13 protein-coding genes are annotated in these 17222 nt (G+C 38.4%); 7 read left to right on the top strand and 6 right to left on the bottom strand.

Translation table 11 applies throughout. The annotated features are described in order from the left end of the window. Positions 1-8: 8 nt before the first annotated feature. From IPO27_13325 to IPO27_13305, 5 genes are all read right to left on the bottom strand, one after another. A complete protein-coding gene (locus IPO27_13325; GenBank protein MBK8847466.1) occupies positions 9-1166 on the bottom strand; it encodes a homogentisate 1,2-dioxygenase in 1158 nt (385 codons plus the stop codon). Positions 1167-1172: 6 nt separating this feature from the next. Next, the gene (locus IPO27_13320) at positions 1173-4223 is read right to left on the bottom strand and encodes a choice-of-anchor J domain-containing protein (GenBank protein ID MBK8847465.1); all 3051 of its coding nucleotides are present in this window, start codon (positions 4221-4223) and stop codon (positions 1173-1175) included. Then, the gene (locus IPO27_13315) at positions 4220-4639 is read right to left on the bottom strand and encodes a hypothetical protein (protein MBK8847464.1); all 420 of its coding nucleotides are present in this window, start codon (positions 4637-4639) and stop codon (positions 4220-4222) included. Before IPO27_13315 ends, IPO27_13320 begins: the two co-directional genes overlap by 4 nt. Positions 4640-4811: 172 nt before the next feature. Continuing rightward, entirely contained in the window at positions 4812-5402 is a 591-nt protein-coding gene (locus IPO27_13310) for a hypothetical protein (protein MBK8847463.1), read from the bottom strand. A gap of 112 nt (positions 5403-5514) precedes the next feature. After that, positions 5515-6729, bottom strand: a complete 1215-nt coding sequence (locus tag IPO27_13305; GenBank protein ID MBK8847462.1) for a sigma-54-dependent Fis family transcriptional regulator — start codon at positions 6727-6729, stop codon at positions 5515-5517. Between the two features lie 1109 nt (positions 6730-7838). On the opposite strand from IPO27_13305, the gene IPO27_13300 reads away from it, so the two are divergent. The 5 genes from IPO27_13300 to IPO27_13280 all read left to right on the top strand — a co-directional run bounded on the left by IPO27_13300 (position 7839) and on the right by IPO27_13280 (position 13673). Further along, positions 7839-8192, top strand: coding sequence for a hypothetical protein (locus IPO27_13300; protein ID MBK8847461.1), 354 nt, complete (start codon positions 7839-7841; stop codon positions 8190-8192). Between the two features lie 198 nt (positions 8193-8390). Further along, positions 8391-9617 (top strand): DEAD/DEAH box helicase, encoded by a 1227-nt coding sequence (locus IPO27_13295; protein ID MBK8847460.1) that lies wholly within the window; start codon positions 8391-8393, stop codon positions 9615-9617. 886 nt (positions 9618-10503) lie between these two features. After that, a complete protein-coding gene (locus IPO27_13290) occupies positions 10504-10800 on the top strand; it encodes a hypothetical protein (protein MBK8847459.1) in 297 nt (98 codons plus the stop codon). Between the two features lie 8 nt (positions 10801-10808). Then, a complete protein-coding gene (locus IPO27_13285; GenBank protein MBK8847458.1) occupies positions 10809-11135 on the top strand; it encodes a hypothetical protein in 327 nt (108 codons plus the stop codon). A 21-nt stretch (positions 11136-11156) separates the two neighbouring features. Further along, positions 11157-13673: a TonB-dependent receptor plug domain-containing protein gene (locus tag IPO27_13280; protein MBK8847457.1), complete on the top strand. Its 2517-nt coding sequence runs from the start codon at positions 11157-11159 to the stop codon at positions 13671-13673. Positions 13674-13687: 14 nt separating this feature from the next. Here IPO27_13280 and IPO27_13275 read toward each other — a convergent pair whose 3' ends face one another. Then, positions 13688-15031, bottom strand: coding sequence for a SpoIIE family protein phosphatase (locus IPO27_13275; GenBank protein ID MBK8847456.1), 1344 nt, complete (start codon positions 15029-15031; stop codon positions 13688-13690). A gap of 248 nt (positions 15032-15279) precedes the next feature. Here IPO27_13275 and IPO27_13270 point away from each other — a divergent pair, with 248 nt between their 5' ends. After that, positions 15280-16473 carry a potassium channel family protein gene (locus IPO27_13270; protein MBK8847455.1) on the top strand — a complete coding sequence of 398 codons (1194 nt, stop codon included), beginning with the start codon at positions 15280-15282 and terminating at the stop codon, positions 16471-16473. 15 nt (positions 16474-16488) lie between these two features. Continuing rightward, positions 16489-17208, top strand: coding sequence for a hypothetical protein (locus tag IPO27_13265; GenBank protein MBK8847454.1), 720 nt, complete (start codon positions 16489-16491; stop codon positions 17206-17208). Positions 17209-17222 lie beyond the last annotated feature (14 nt).

Genomic DNA, 17222 nt, shown 5'->3' with positions numbered 1-17222 from the left:
AATCAATATTAGCTTAACCACGATTGGTGATAGCTATCATCGTATATTTTCAATGCATCTTCTGTAACCCACAGTGGCTTAAAGGTATCTATCATTACGGCTAGTTCCTTTGTTTCTTTTTGTCCTAAACTTTTTTCTACTGTGCCCGGATGCGGGCCATGAGGAATACCTCCGGGATGCAACGTTATCTGTCCTTTCTCTACGTGTTTGCGGCTCATAAAATCTCCATCAACATAATACAATACTTCGTCACTGTCAATATTGCTATGGTTATAAGGAACGGGTATTGATAATGGATGATAATCATAAAGCCTTGGAACAAAAGAACATATTACATAATTATGTGCTTCGAATGTTTGATGAATAGGGGGTGGCATATGCACTCTTCCTGTAATTGGTTCAAAATCATGTATGCTAAATGCCCATGGATAATGATTTCCATCCCAGCCAATGGCATCAAATGGATGTGTAGCATAAATATAGGGATACATCTGATTTTCCTTTTTAATCTTGATTAAAAAGTCACCTTGCTCGTCAAAGGTCTTCAGATTTTCAGGTTTGCGTATATCACGCTCGCAATAAGGAGCATGTTCTTCATACTGACCATATTCATTGCGATACCTCCGGGGCGTTTCTATGGGCGAATGTGAATCTACTATCAATAACCTGTTTTCTGTTGTATTAAACTTTATCTGATATATAGTTCCGCGTGGAATAATGATATAATCTCCATATCCAAAAGTGAGCGTTCCATACAATGTATTTAACTCGCCAGTTCCTTTATGAACAAAAATCATTTCATCACTATCACCATTTTTATAAAAATAGTCGGTCATGGATAGGCGCGGTGCAGCCAACGAAATGGTGAGGTCGTTATTCAATAGCAAGGGGGTGCGTGCATCCAAATAGTCGTCCTTTGCAGGTACATCAAAACCCAGAAAACTCTGATGTTTCAGGCTGCGCATATAGGCTACCTTTGGCGTTACATCCATCGGTTCGGCAATTGATTTTACAAGAGTAGGAGGATGGCAATGGTAAATAAGTGAATAGACATTGCTAAACCCATGTGTACTGAATAATTCTTCAGCATACAATCCACCATCGGGTTTTCTGAATTGGGTGTGACGCTTGGGAGGTATGTTTCCTAATTTATGATACTGTGGCATTTTTATTTATTTAATAATTTCAAATGTAAAATTTCTAAGAACATTATTTCCTGAAAGTTGTAACGTATATAGTCCCGGTGACAAACTTGATTCGCTTATTCGCACTTCACTTACGTTGTTAGCTATTGTACTTTGTCTTATCAGTTTTCCTTCGGCTGAATAAATTTTATAGTCAACAAAGCGGTTACTCCTACCTAAGTCAATAAGCATATTGCCGCTGCTTGGATTTGGGAAAATAGTTAATTCTCCTTTTTCACTTTGCTCTATGGCAGTAAAAACATTTACGTTTACATTATCTAAGTAAATGGCTTGACCATTATATCCTCTGTTTTCAAAAGCAAATAGTACTTGTTGCCCAATATATGCCGACACATCAATGCTATCAGTGCGCCACTGCGCAGGTGTTGGAATAAAGGTGACAGCTCCGTTAGGTGGAGCAGTTGCCAGAGTGGTCGAGCCTTTTTCATAGAGTAGGGTATAGGTACTTCCACAATCGATAGAAGCGTATACAGCAAGGGTGTCACTTTTTGCTGCATTGGTATTTGCAGCATACGCCACATCAAATTTCAATACACCTAGTTGCGCTGAATTTAAGTCAACCGGTTGTGTTATTAGTCTATCGTAATTGCCATTTTCTTTATAAACAAAATTGTTGAAGAAAGCACAAGCTTGTCCTATACCATAAGCACTGCTTCCCGATTTTTTATTCCACTTACCATTATTTGCATTTACATCTGTCGATTGCCAATCTACCGGAGGAAAAACAACTTCGAAAGCTTCGCTAAAAGGAAGCATACCATTGCTTAGCGCCTTTATATATTGTGTTTTTAGCATGGTGTCGGTTCCAAAAGCATTAGTAACTACTAATGATACATCATATTTTCCATAAGCAGCATAGGTTACAATTGGATTTTGTAAGGTTGAGTTGACGGGATTACCGCCAGTAAATGTCCAAAGGTAGCTGCTCACATTGGTAGTGGAAGAGTCGATGAATTGCACATTTTCATTTACACAAATAATTTTTTTTGTAGCGCCAAAAGCAGCTGCAGGTAGTGCGTTAGGTTTATACATTTGCGATTCCCAAACGCCTCGTCCATAATAGGATGCCATTATTTTACTGTTGGGAGTTCCATCATTCATCATCATAAAGTCAGCGTAAGAGGCTACCGTTGGTAATCCGTTGGCGTAACTAGCCCACGAGGTCATTGTATCATTTTTGAAATATACACCCAGGTTATTGCAAACATAGAGGGCATGATTGCTGCTATAATTATCATGAAAAATTTTGCGAATATTTAATACTGGTAAGTTAAGCGTAATATCGACCCATGTGCTGCCGGTGTCAGAAGAGAAATAGATTTTGAATCCGCATGAAACGAAAACTTCGTTTGGATGATTTTTTACAATCGCAATATCCGAATTGGTAGTGCTTGCAGGTACCGACTTTATGCTTACCTGCGGTGTTAATGAAGTTGCATTAAGCACACGCACTATTTGGTTGGTGCCAAGCACTGCCCAAACTTCGTTTTCATTAGTTTCCGATACCTGTATTGCTTTTACAGCTTTGTTAAGTGTGGTTACCTTAGTCCAGGCCGGACTTGTATTGTTCAAATTGGTACTTACCCATATATCGGTTTTGCCGCAATAGCCCGTGTTTACATTTGCAGGCGTAAACCCAAGTGCAACATCGTTGCCGCTATTGCCTGGAGTAAATGGAATATTCCAGCTTTGATCGCTGCTGTTTACCAAACGCCTTTCGCCATCATGATAATATACCTGATTGGGAAATAAGTATCCATAGCTCATACGCACGGTCCAATCGCCCCCGCGATTAGTTTTCCAAATTCCATCAAAATAGCATTCGCCATTATCTTGTGTACCAATGCTATTATAAACTGATACTGGACTTTGCGCAGCATGATAACATTCGGTTGCTGCTATTCCATCCGATTTGTCTACCCAATTATCGCCACTATCTGTACTTAAAAATATGGCACCATCATTAATATTGTAAAGCTCTGCAGTGTTGAAGGGGTTGTGCACAATGTGATGCATGTCGGTGTGACAATCGTCCCACCAATCAGTATAGCGTGTCCAGGCAATACCTCCATTATCTGAGCGCCAAACGCAGTGCGATACCAGGTATACAACATTTGCATTGTTTGGATCTACGGTAATATCAAAATTATAATTACCCTGCCCACCGCCATTTTCATCATAGCCTGTAAGACTTACCGATGGATTATGATAAACCGTTGTAAACGATGTGCCTCCATTTAATGAGCGTAATATGGTTCCCTCATCTTTGATCATACCTATATAAACAGCTTGCGGATTTGCAGGCGATACTCCTAGCCTGAACCCACCACCGCTGCCACCGCCCGGAATTACAACACCATTGGTTATAAGGTTCCAAGTTTCGCCCATATCAGGACTAATATAAAATTGAGAACTGTTTACAGCGTATATGGTGTCAGTTAAAGGCACAGCCTTAAACATCATGTCTTTAAAACCGGTTGCAAAATTTTTCTTAGTCCACGTAGCTCCAGCATTAATACTTTTGTAAATACCTGCATCGGTTGCTGCAATCAGCACATTAGGGTTTGATGGGTTTATCAGGATTTCAATTACCAGCACATTGCCCATTCCGCTATTACTGCTGATCCATGTAGCGCCATGATCAATCGATTTCCAAACGCCAAGGCCACCACCATAGTAATTAGCATCTCCTGTTCCTAAGTAAATAATTGAATCGTTGGTAGGGTGTATGGCAAGCGATGCACATTCTGTTTTGGGCAACACATCGGTATTCATCTGATTCCAGTTGTTGCCTCCATCGGCACTATAATACAAGCCGCCTGAGGCGCTTGCAGTGTATCGCTTGAGCGAATCGAACGGATGGAATTTTAATTGTGAGCATCGTCCAATTCCATTTATTTGCCCGCTTTTGTTAGTAGGAAATTTTACGGGGCCGGTATTTTTCCAATTGGGTTGCAGTTGAGCATAACTAGAATAGGTTATTGCAAACTGTAAAATAAGAATAAATAATTTCCTCATTTAGCAGCCCCCCTTTCTTTTTGAAACATTACTTTTCGTTCTTCTGGAGTATATAACGTTCCATCAGGTTTTGCCCAGCCATCATTATTAATGCGCCACCAACCAAACTTTTTGTACTCGAAAGCTAAATGTTGCGAATCATTGAGCCTGCGATTTCGTGCAAATAGTCTTGCAATTTTGGACTGGCGTTCGCTTTTTTTCTTTTCGCCAATTAGTTCCTCTTCTTCAATTGGGTGTTCTCGTTTTTCCCAATATTGGTCGAATGCTTTTACGGTTTCGTAAAAGTTGGCATTTGTATCATTCATCATTTCTATCCATAACGGTTTGCTGCGCATTTCCTTATCCGTATAGGTTTGCGAAAAAGAGAGCGCATACGTAAGCATAAGAAAAAGACTTAAGCTTAAAAATTTTATCATGTGATTTTTTTTATTGAAGTGCGAAGTTAATAATTATGAATGAGGAAATAAATTGTATTGAGTGCGAAAACATATTATTAATAATTCAGGTTTGAGAAGTGATTTTCGATTAAGCTAATCCGCATTAAACCATTCATCGGGTAAACAAAAGACTGTTGCAATCAAAATGGAATCACAACACTCGTCCTAGTTTTACCACTTTATCGTCATTCCATATATCATCAGGACTTATAAATTCATTGAGTAATCGGAATTTAACCCCTGCTTGTTTGTAGCATTCATCAATAAGTTCGCTACAAATGTATTTGCGGTCTTTGGTTTTGCGTGTAATTTTAAAAAGGATACGAATCATGATTCTAATTATCTCCCAATTATCATAAGGCTTGGTTAACTCATCCAGACCATAGCTGATAATTTTTTTTACCCTGTCACTATTTACAGCAGGATCAACGCGTGCTATCACCACAAAACCTTTATAGGGCTTGTTTTTGCCATGATAATCTTTTAAGTACTTTGATAAGGGACAAAGCCTGACTCCAATGCCGGCTTCACTTTCAAGTACTAGCATGCGACCAAGATTTTCGTCTTTGTAAATTACTCCCACATGACTCCAAACAGATTTTGTAAAGTATTGTATCGCTTTGCTGAATTGATAATTGCCCGAACAAAAAACCAAGTCGCCTGTTTGCAAATGCTCGCGTAGCGACTCATATTTCAACGTATCTATGAGCGAAATCTGTTTCTTAGTTATAGTGGAAGCCATATAAAATAATGATAGAACATGCTAATAATTCACAATGTTGAACATCAATCGAAAGCTAAGTCCATTTTTTGTAACAACCTAAAATTTAGTTTATTCGTAAAGCAGCAGTGCACTAAGATTTGATGTTATACTCATTTATCTTGCGATATAAGGTGCGTTCACTTATACCCAATTCGCGAGCTGCATTTTTCCTGCGATTACGATGCTTTTGCAATGCTTTTATTATGAGTTCTTTTTCTTTATCCATAATTGATAATGACTCTTGAACTTCTACATGTGGTGTTACTCTGTCGCCAGAATTGTGTATGGTAAACCCATCGTTGCTGGCTAAATCATGAGTAAATTCGCGAATAGGTTGTAAGCGTGTCGGCAATAAATCATTTTCTTGCTGACTATCCGGTCCAGCACCATTTTCAAATACTATACGCTTCAACTCATTTATTTCCTTACGCATATCAAAAAGTATTTTATAAATAAGTTCACGTTCATTGGAAAAATCTCCTGAAGATTTTTCATCACGCAAAAGCATGGGCAAGTTTGAAATGCGATCCTTGGGTAAATAGCGTAACAACGTTTCGCCTGTAATATTTTTATCCTTTTCGAGAATTGATATTTGCTCGGTCATGTTTTTTAATTGTCGGATGTTACCCGGCCAATCGTAGTTCATCAGAAGCGAATATCCTTCGTCACTAAGGCTAAGCGCAGGCATGCGGTATTTTTCGCTAAAATCTGCAGCAAATTTTCTGAAAAGCAAGGCAATATCTTCTTTGCGTTGTTTCAACGATGGCACAAAAATCGGTATGGTGCATAGCCGATAATACAAGTCTTCGCGGAAACGTCCTTTGCCCATCGCTTCCATCATATTTACATTAGTAGCTGCTACCACACGTACATTGGTTTTAACTACCTTTGAAGAACCTACTTTTATAAACTCACCGGTTTCAAGCACCCGAAGCAGCCGCACTTGGGTGCCAAGTGGCAGATCTCCCACCTCATCAAGGAAGATGGTGCCTCCATTTGCTACTTCAAAATAGCCTTTGCGAGACTCATGTGCCCCCGTAAACGAACCTTTTTCATGCCCAAATAATTCAGAATCGATGGTGCCTTCGGGTATTGCTCCACAATTAACCGCTATGTATGGGCCATGCTTACGCGGACTTAGGTTATGTATTATCTGTGGAAAAACTTCTTTGCCCACTCCACTTTCACCGGTTATTAAAATACTTATTTCGGTGGGAGCAACCTGTCGGGCGGTATCTATGGCATATTCAAGTGCAGCTGAGTTGCCTATAATGCCAAACCTGTTTTTAATATCTTGTAATGCTATATTCAATTTTTGTTTCTCTTTAATTTTTATTACGAAGGCAAAAGTAAGCAGCGAAAATGATAATATTCTGTATTTAATAGACTTTTTGATTTTAGTTGTTCTTTAACATAAAGGGTAGTAGCCATTATTTTTTTTAATATCATTATGTTAGAAGGAAATAATTTCTATAAAAATGTTGTCAAAAGGCATCCAATGCACATTACTATAACTAGTTGAACCATCGGTTCTTTGTGCATCCTAGTGCCAATCGTATTCCTAACTTTGCCAAATACAAGCTGCACTCTTGTTGTATTAATTGCGGTATTCTCTATGCGCCAAGTGTATGCCACACAGCGCCTCTTTGTGCCTCTGTGCTCCATATAGGCTTCTTGCTGTGGGTCAATCGTATTATTCCAAATCCCCAACATATGATTAAGTTACAAGTAACTGCAACAATCAGATGTGTATTGGCAAACTGCATAAGTAAAAATAATAAGTAAAAATAATTCGGTTTAAAATTTACAGACATTCACAATTTTACCAAACACAGCCATTGATATAATACCATTATATTTTTTAAAATGGTGTACATAATTTCGAGCTAGAAATAGTGAATGCGCGTGAAAGTATAATTTTTGTTCCAGAAAACAAGACTGAAATCGAAATGTCCTCTCTCAGGCAAGCATCTTCGCTTGTGGCTCGTAAAAGTTGTACGACAATAAAAGCTCTATGCACTAAATGCCGATTACATTTTGCAGAAAAATAATCAACTTTAAAATAGTAAGCTTGTTTTTTCAATTGTCTCATTTCAACATTTGACATAAACCGTGTATAATTTATTTTTTCCTATTCTTGAAAAATGAAAATTGATTTACAATTAAAGTTATATTAAAGTTGTAGACCAAATGATGCGCGAAGATAACCTCTTATCTTCATACAACTGCACAGGCACCAACGACCCATTTTATGAACCGTATACTGTTTACACCACTCTTAGTAATAACGAAAATGCCTAATGTGTTTATGACCACCTTGGCAACACGTGAATAACGTATACACCTAACGTTACAAATGGTGGGTTGCAATTAAAGATTAACGGTTTATTCGACTGCTTCACATATGGCAAAATAATGTGCGAGTATGTGCAACGCCCACAAAAAAAATACTTCATCACTCATCACAAGCGCGATTTAGAAACAGGCCTCGATTACCGCGGTGCCTGCCCTTATGATTGCATGGCCCAGTATGCGAGCGAAATAGCAAAACTTGCATTTGGCAATACATACATTGGTGGTGTTTACATTGTGGTCTATAATCCATATAACCCTGTTGCCGGGCACTTGTATTTTACGCAGATCATTTGCTACAAAACATTTGCACTTGTAGGCGCATATTCAAAAAGTTGTAAGCCCTCATCTATCGAAAAAAACGCGAAATCTAATGCGCCATTGAGTGATTTGTCTGTTTTCCTTTGGCAACTGTAAGGGAGACATTTGTGCTACAGGCATCCATATTTTATGTCAGGTTCATAAAACATTTTAGTAAATTTATTTCTTTAAACAGTTGTAGCATGAATAAGCTTGAGAACGAAATGTTTCAATTAACAATGTTGATAGATAGCTTTCAATCCTATCGAAATCATTCGTTCCAAAACATTTTATATCTTCGTAAAAAAAAACAGTTTGAAATTCGTAGATTTTAATTTTGATTATCACTTGCAGGATGGATTAGATACCATGGGATTTGAAAATGCAACACCAATACAATCACAGGCGATACCATTAATACTAGACGGTAAAGATTTAATAGCATGTGCACAAACAGGCACGGGAAAAACTGCTGCATTCCTGTTGCCCATATTGCATAAACTTTCGCTCGAACCAAGTAATGTTACCAATACACTTATAATTGTGCCCACTCGCGAACTTGCCATACAAATAGACCAAGCCTTGCAGGGTTTTTCGTATTTTACAGGTACAAGTAGTATGGCAATATATGGAGGCAACGATGGTACAGCATTCGAAACCGAAAGGCGTGCGCTAAGTCAAGGTGCAAATATTATTATTGCTACTCCAGGCCGTTTGATGGCACATTTAAATTTGGGTTACGTAAAGCTACAACACTTGCAACATTTAATTCTTGACGAAGCCGACCGTATGCTCGATATGGGTTTTGTGGATGATATTATGAAAATATCTACTTTTCTTCCAAAGCAGAGGCAAACGCTTATGTTTTCGGCAACGATGCCACCTAAGATTCGCTCCCTTGCAGTAAAATTATTGCATCATCCCGAGCAGTTAAATATCTCGCTATCTAAGCCTGCCGAAGGTGTTACACAATCTGCTTATGTACTTTTTGAAAAGCAAAAAAACGAGTTAACAAAGTTTTTATTAAAAGGTAAAGACGATGTGTATAGAAGTGTGTTGATTTTTCTTTCAGCAAAAATAAAAGTGAAAGACCTTGAGCGCGACTTAATAAAGGGTGGGTTGAATGTTAAGGCAATACACTCGGATTTGATGCAGAATGAACGTGAAAAAGCGTTGAATGATTTTCGTAGTCGCAATGTACAAATACTTGTAGCTACCGATATTCTTTCGCGTGGAATTGATATTGAAGATATATCGCTGGTAATAAATTACGATGTGCCTGGCGATGCCGAAGATTATATACACCGCATAGGACGTACAGCCCGCGCAGCTTCGAAAGGAGAGGCCATTACTTTTATCAGCGAAATGGATCAGGGTAAATTTTTGCGCATAGAAAACCTTATAGGCTACGAGGTTACAAAATTGCCCATGCCACAACAATTTGGAGATGCCCTGGCTTATGAACCATTAATAAGAAGGCCAAAAACTTTTACTGGCCGCAACAAAAGTTTCCGCAAGCCACAATCGAGGAGGGCGCGGTAATTGGTGGTTGCCCTGGGGGAAATGTGTAAGCCCTCGATTGTGCCCCCACAAACGAGGATTAGACAGTGAGCATTGTTTGTGAAGGCACAAACAATGACCAAAGGAGACACAAACATTGGCAAAAAAATTCAAACATTCAGTATTATCTGCTTTTTACAGCAAAATAGAAAATAAAAGCAGTGATTGATTTTTGTTACGGACACGACAAATCAATACCATCGAAATATTCTATTAAATTAAACAATTTGCCTGCTGACATTTTGTGATTGTTTTAAGTAGTTGTCAGATGTTGCTAAAACAACTATCAATTTATTATCTAATTTCAGAAGTACTCTATGAGCACACATACTATTTATATTACTAGCAATGTATATCGCATGTTGTGTGAATAACAAATCATTATAAGAAAGACTCCCTTTTAGTTTTACACTTTGGCTGTTATTATTGTCAACGTTAGCTGCTAAACTCCCATTCACTACTTTTAATTTGCGGCTTGTTACAGTTTAATTAAACCTTGCAATATGAAGGGTGCTCAATCCTTGTATTGTTATATATAAACGGTTAGGGGTATCAATTTTGAAACCTTGCACAGAGCGTAAGTAAAAAAGCGAAACGAATTTTGTAGCATAAAAATACCCTATATCATCCATATCGGCAAAAAAATTAGACTGACCTGCCTTATTAGTTTGTGCCGCAATTTTGAATTTTTCGATATTGTTTTACAATGAGAGAATAGAATACTCAGTAAAAAACAACAGGGATCACATTCAAATTTTCGAAAATTATGGGTTATGCTATCAGCACATATCCTTGCACAATATTGCAGGGTTTTATCAGTTTTATACCTTGCTTTATTTTGCTTAACATTGCAGGGAAAATTTTTGGGATGATAAAGAAAAACATTTTAATTGTGCTGGTAGTTATGGGCATACTACCTGTATTGGCGCAAACAAATCAGCATTTGGTGCAGTTTACAGGCGTTGTGGTTACGGGCGATAGTTTGCAGCCAGTACCTTTTGCAACAGTTATGGTACGCGGAAGATCGAGCGGTACGGTTTCCGATTTTATGGATTTTTCTCCTTTGTTGCACGCAAAGGCGATACCATTGACTTTGCCTGCCTTGGATTTAGACAGGCCGATTTCGTTATTGCTGATACACTTAGCGAAGATAAATATTCGCTAATTCAGGTGTTGATTGGCGATACGGTTAATTTACCAACCATCATGGTAACACCATGGCCCACCATAGAGTCATTCAGGCAAGCCTTTGTCGACTTTCAAGTTAACGATAACGACCTTTCGCGCGCTAACCGAAATATGGATATCGAAACCCTGCAAGAGCTTAGTCAGTTTGTTGCACCAGACGGAAGTCTGAATTTTAAATATGCCGTTGAACAACAGCAATCGCGATTGTATAACTCAAACTTGTATCCTAGCTATAGCATTACGAATCCGATTGCCTGGGCTAAGTTTATTGATGCCTGGAAAAAAGGTGCTTTTAAAAGGAAGAAAAAATAACTACCACCTTATACCATTTATATGCGCTTGCATAACAAATTAATTTTTGGTTTCGTTTATCTGCTTATATCTGCTACAACCATTTTGGCGCAGGATGGCACCGCAATTATTACCGGTAAAGTGACTGACGAAAAATTGCAACCATTGTCGGCTACCGTTGCTCAGCTAGGTTCTGGCAATTCTGAATTTGCCGATCAGTATGGGAATTATACCATAAAGATACCGGCTAATACTCCGGTAACGATTGTTTATTTTTTGGGCAGCTATAAGAGTGACACGCTGTTTGTAAATTTAAAGTCCGGCATGAAGAAGGAGTACAACCCACGACTAAAGCAGCTTTCGGGAAATATTGCAATGGTGGATGTAACCGGAAAAAAGGAAGCCAATGATTTTATGAAACCACTAGATGTGCGCCTTACCGACAAAATTAGCGGGCCGGGTGGGGGAGTAGAACGATTGGTGATAATGAGTGGTGGCGCTTTTACCACTAACGAAACAAGTAGCCAGTACAATGTTAGGGGAGGCAACTTTGACGAAAACCTTATCTATGTGGATGAGGTAGAAATTTACAGACCTTTATTGGTGCGAAGCGGTCAACAAGAGGGATTATCTTTTATCAATCCAGAGCTTACTGAAAATATTTCTTTTAGTGCCGGAGGTTTTAATGCAAGATATGGTGATAAACTATCATCCGTACTTGATGTGAAGTATAAAAAACCGAGGGCTTTTCATGGTTCCGTTAATGCAAGTTTTTTAGGAGGTGGTATTCATTTCGAAGGATTGAGTAAGAACAAACGTATTACCTACCTGTTTGGTGCAAGGCACAAAACCAACCAATACCTGTTGCGATCGCTTGATACGCAAGGGGAGTATCGCCCTACTGCGAGCGATGTACAAACCAAACTAACATTCGATTTAGATAGCGCACAGCGCAACACCATCACCTTGCTGGGAAATTTTTCGGAAACTAATTACAGGGTAATACCTACCGACCGCGAAACAGACTTTGGTACTGTGAATGAAGCATTGCGCTTTAAGGTTTTTTTCGAAGGGCAGGAAAGCAATAAGTTTGTAAACGGTACAGGTGCATTTATATACGAACATCGTTTCGATAGTTCGTTAAACATAAAACTAATTGGTTCCTATTTTGAAACACGCGAAACCGAAAGTTATGATATCCTCGGGCAGTACTTTCTAGATCAGTTGGAAAATGATTTTGGCTCGAGCGATTTTGGTGATTCAGCCTTTAACCGCGGCATAGGCTCCTTTCTTAATCATGCACGCAATAAGCTGAAGGCAAAAGTTTACAATAGCGAACTTAAAACGCGCTACATAGGCAGCCGTACTACTTTTTTTGGTGGCTTGCGTTTTCAAACCGAACAAATTACAGATCAACTGCGCGAGTGGTATTACATTGATAGCGCAGGCTATTCCATTCCCAATCCTAATGATGAGATAATCTTATTAAACGATGTAGTGCGTGCAGCCAATACGCTTAGTTCATATCGTGTAATGGGATATGCCGATGCAAGTACATACCTCGATACTAATCAACTATTACGAATCAATTATGGCATTCGTGCCAATTATTGGAGTATTAGCAAGCAAACGGCAATAAGCCCAAGGGTGTCGTTAAGTTATTTCCCAAAAAAATATGAGAAGCGATTGCTGTTGAAATTTGCTGCAGGGTATTATTACCAACCACCTTTTTATCGTGAAATGCGAGATTACCAGGGTAATCTTAATTTGAATATCAGGGCACAAAAGTCCTTTCAGTTATTGGCGGGGGCCGAGCAATCATTTTTGTGGCAGGGCCGTCAGTTTAAATTTGTTACCGAAGCATATTACAAAAGTCTGTCAAACATAATTCCATTTAAAACAGAAGATGTGCGTTTACGCTATTTTCCAAATGACCAAAGCAAAGGATATACGTATGGTATCGATTTCAGGTTGAATGGCGAATTTGTTGAAGGAACCGAATCCTGGTTTACCATTAATTATATGAAATCGATAGAAGACATTGCTGATGATTTTTACTATGACTATTACAATGCTTCTGGAGAAAAAATTATCCGCGGATACACCTTTGATAATGTAGCTACTGATAGCGTCCGCATTAATCCTGGAAATCTTGCGCGCCCTACCGATCAGCGTGTTACAGCAAGTATTTTGTTTTCGGATTATATTCCAAAGTTTCCAAAATATAAAGTGTACCTGAATTTATTATTTGGTAGCGGAATGCCATTTGGCCCTCCGGGCAACAATCGCTATACCGACCGCCTGCGATATCCCTTTTATAGAAGAGTAGATATTGGATTTTCGCGTGTGTTAATAGACCCTGATGAGCCGCATAATTACCGACTTAAACTAGCCAACCGGATTAGTGCATTATCTGTAAGCCTCGAGGTATTTAATTTATTACAAGTAAACAATACCATTTCGTATCTCTGGATTACTGATGTTACTGGCAGACAATATGCAATTCCTAATTATCTAACCAATCGTCAAATTAATCTCCGTTTAATTGGAAGGTTTTGATTGTAACGGTTACCTTATACCCTTACACCAATTACGAGTATATCATCGGTTTGTTCGCATCCGCCTTTCCATTTTTCGATAAAGTCATCTAAGTGTTTTGCCTGCTCATCCATCGTCATAGTCTGAATATCAATCAACATTTGCTTAAACTTCTTGGTAGTAAGTTTTTTATCAGCTGCGCTAAAAGTATCGGCATACCCATCCGAAGTAAGGTAAATGGTGTCACCCTTATTTAGGTTAATGGTATGCGTAGTAAAAGTAGATTCATCGGCTTCCTGCTCTCCTATAGAAGTTTTGTTGCCTTTTATTTCTTCAATTTCGGTACTGTCTTTACGTACAATAAGCAGTGGCCTTTTGGCTCCTGCAAATTCTATGGTAGTAAGTTGATTATCTATTTCGTTAAACCGACAAATGGCTATGTCCATACCATCATTGATACCGGAATTATTATCGCGCAGGCGCAGGGATGCACGCAGTCCATTATTCAGATTCATGAGAACCTGCCCGGCAGTAGCATGTGGTCGCGAGTGTTCAAATAATTTTTCGGAACCTACCATACTTAAAATAGCCCCAGGTATACCATGGCCTGTGCAGTCGGCAGCAGCTATAAAGCAAGCGTTGGAGCCCGGTTCGCTGTAAAAGTAAAAATCGCCACTCATTTTTTCTTTTGGTTTGTAAAGAACAAACGATTGCTGAAATTTTTTGTAAATAACTTCGGTGCGTGGTAATTTCGCTTTCTGTATGCGGGTGGCATAGGTTATGCTCTTGTCTAATTCGTCAAATGCGTACTTGATGTTTTTTTCGATTTCAATTTTTTCAAGCATAACTTTTTTATACAGATAATTCCAAAACCAAAGTGAAGCAATAGCAACCACCATGCCTGATATAAGCATAAAATTGGCGCCACGCCAATGCATTAGTTTAAACAAAGTGCCGATTACCAATGCACTTACTCCATAAAAATTTATTATGCTTAGCAATGCGCTATAAAACTTGCTTTGACTTAGGCTTTGCCATTGATTATAATCTTTTTTCAGTTGCAATGGAGCGTAGGCAAATGTGTAACCAAGTGCCCCGGTTAGCATAAAAATAAATGCATTACCATTTCTCACTAATTGTAAAGCAATTCCACCAAGTATTAAGAGGAGCGATACAGCCTGAAATATACGCAGGACTAAATCAAATAATTTTGTTTCGCTGTTAAAAAATAAAAAGCTTAAGCCTAAAGGTAAACATACAGAAGGCACTACGGTTAGTAGAGCACGTATGAAGTTGTTTTCAGTATCATCTAGATAAAACATGCATAGCAACAGGATGATGGTTGCTACTGAAATTAATAAAAACCCAATGATGCGCATAAGCAATAAGCAGGGTAAGAGATTCTGGTTAAGTCTATTTTTGCTGGTAAATGTATATTTATTAAAACAGTGACGCAAAAAATGCATCGAGGGAAATAACTGTTTTCCAGCGAACATGTTTTAATGCTAAGCAATTTTACATTGGTAAATTGCTAAATTAAGTGTGAAATGGATGATATATAAATCATATTACTAGTATTGCAAAATATTAGGCAAATTATAAAATAACGTATAAGATTACCGGATCAATGTATAAGGGAGCTGTATTATTGTTAGGTAACGGACACTTTACCAAGCCTACCAAACAACGATTAACTGAAAAGGGTTATAAGGTAACCCACTTAACTAATTTAAATACGCATTTGCCCGGCAGCGAATCATCTACTATTAGTGAGATAAATAATTATTTTTCGGATTTGGATATGAAGTCATTTGCAATGATTTATGTCCTCTTTGAAAAAGACGAAGATAGCTTTGAAGTAGTTATTGCTTTAATTGCTCTTTACCCTGATATGCCAATAACCGCTTCGCTTTTCAATGAAAATATTAGGCCACACTTAAAAATGGCGCATGCCAATCTCACCATACTAAATCCTGCAAAAATAGTAGCACCCGCTTTTGTGGAGGCGTTAGAGGGACAGTATTCAGTCAACCAAAAGCTTAAGAACAAACCATCCCGATTGAGAAAGACAAAGTTCTCAAATAACTTGTTACTAATTATCTTGATTTCGTTATTTGGGTTGCTCACTTTTGCTGCTGTATCCTATTTTCATTTTGTTGAGCACTTATCCTGGCTAGATTCGCTTTATTTTATTGTGGTAACGATGTCAACTGTTGGCTATGGCGATTTTAATCTTATTAAAACTGCAGCTTTAAGCAAGATTGTTGGAATAATCGTAATACTTAGTTCATCCATCTTTTTATGGTTGATATTTTCATTGATACTTGACAGAGTATTAAAAAGCAGAGCTCAACGCTTGATGGGCAGAAAAAAATATAACTACAAGAATCATATTATACTTTGTGGGCTTGGCCGCCTTGGTTATTTTATAGCTGATGAGCTAATAAAGAAAGGTGAGAAAATAATTATAGTTGAATCAAATCAGGATTCGCCTAATATCGAGTATTTTAGAAACCTTGATGTGGATGTATATAACGGAGATGCCCGCTTACCTTATGTATTAGAAGATGTTGGTGCAGAACATTGTCGCGCTTTGATTTCGGCTATTGATGATGACTATGGAAACCTTGAGATTGGCTTGAATGCACGTTATTTTCAACCCAATATTCGACTGGTGTTAAGAATATTAGACGAATCGATGGCCATCGTTATTAAGGAAAAGTTTGATATACACTTAACAAAAAGTATGTCTTTTATTGCTGCAGAGAAATTGGTTTCGGTGTTGGAAAAGAAACATCATCATTCAACAGAGAGCAAATAATTAAACAAGCATAACATGAACAAAAAGGCGCTGTGGTTAAACATTGCGAATTACCAATTTGATCATCTGGTACCAACGCACTTATGGGATGAGATTGTTGCGAAATTCGGAGGACAGCATCCTTCGGCTAAATCCTTTGCACATAAACTTTCGCGTAAATTAAAATGGGCAAAGGGATTTACACGAAAGGCAATTTGGGAGTACAAGAAGTTTGTTTACCTGGGTGTAGTGAGTGATTTTAGTGTGACCCCATCCAAGGCAATCGATCAGGTGTGGCACGAGCACTTATTGTTTAGTGCAGGTTATCGTAATTTTTGTACAGAAGTAATTCATCATAACTTTGATCATAGCCCCGAGTTAGTTTCTTTGGAAAGTCAAACAGAAGCATTTCAAGCGCAATATTTCCAAACAATTCAACTTTACAAAGTTGAATTTGGAATGGAACCTCCTTCCGATATTTGGGATGAAACAAAGTTCAAGGGTGCTCCTTTAAAGCACAAAGAGTATGGAAGCTCAATTAGCTCTGATAGCTCAGGAACAAGTGAATATGTGGCTCCTTTAATATCTATGTTTCCGGGTATAGATATGGGCGAGGTGGAATTTGGTAATGGCGAATTCGGTGGTGGTGGTGCCGGAGCAAGTTGGGACGATATGGGTACTGATAGTTCATCTTCGGATTCGGCTGGCGACTCCAATAGCTGCAGTAGTTGCAGTTCTGGCTGTGGAGGAGATTAAACAACATTTCATTT

Source organism: Bacteroidota bacterium (assembly GCA_016714535.1).
GTDB lineage: Bacteria > Bacteroidota > Bacteroidia > AKYH767-A > OLB10 > JADKFV01.
Note: the sequence above shows the minus strand (reverse complement) of the source record. Positions and strands in the feature narration are given on the sequence as shown.

Bases quoted from the DNA above. Each gene is read 5' to 3' on its own strand.
- IPO27_13290 (MBK8847459.1), top strand. From the start codon at position 10,504: ATGATAAAGAAAAACATTTTAATTGTGCTGGTAGTTATGGGCATACTA.
- IPO27_13265 (MBK8847454.1), top strand. From the start codon at position 16,489: ATGAACAAAAAGGCGCTGTGGTTAAACATTGCGAATTACCAATTTGAT.
- IPO27_13320 (MBK8847465.1), bottom strand. From the start codon at position 4,223: ATGAGGAAATTATTTATTCTTATTTTACAGTTTGCAATAACCTATTCT.
- IPO27_13315 (MBK8847464.1), bottom strand. From the start codon at position 4,639: ATGATAAAATTTTTAAGCTTAAGTCTTTTTCTTATGCTTACGTATGCG.
- IPO27_13275 (MBK8847456.1), bottom strand. From the start codon at position 15,031: ATGCGCATCATTGGGTTTTTATTAATTTCAGTAGCAACCATCATCCTG.
- IPO27_13325 (MBK8847466.1), bottom strand. From the start codon at position 1,166: ATGCCACAGTATCATAAATTAGGAAACATACCTCCCAAGCGTCACACC.
- IPO27_13300 (MBK8847461.1), top strand. From the start codon at position 7,839: ATGTGCGAGTATGTGCAACGCCCACAAAAAAAATACTTCATCACTCAT.
- IPO27_13270 (MBK8847455.1), top strand. From the start codon at position 15,280: ATGTATAAGGGAGCTGTATTATTGTTAGGTAACGGACACTTTACCAAG.
- IPO27_13310 (MBK8847463.1), bottom strand. From the start codon at position 5,402: ATGGCTTCCACTATAACTAAGAAACAGATTTCGCTCATAGATACGTTG.
- IPO27_13280 (MBK8847457.1), top strand. From the start codon at position 11,157: ATGCGCTTGCATAACAAATTAATTTTTGGTTTCGTTTATCTGCTTATA.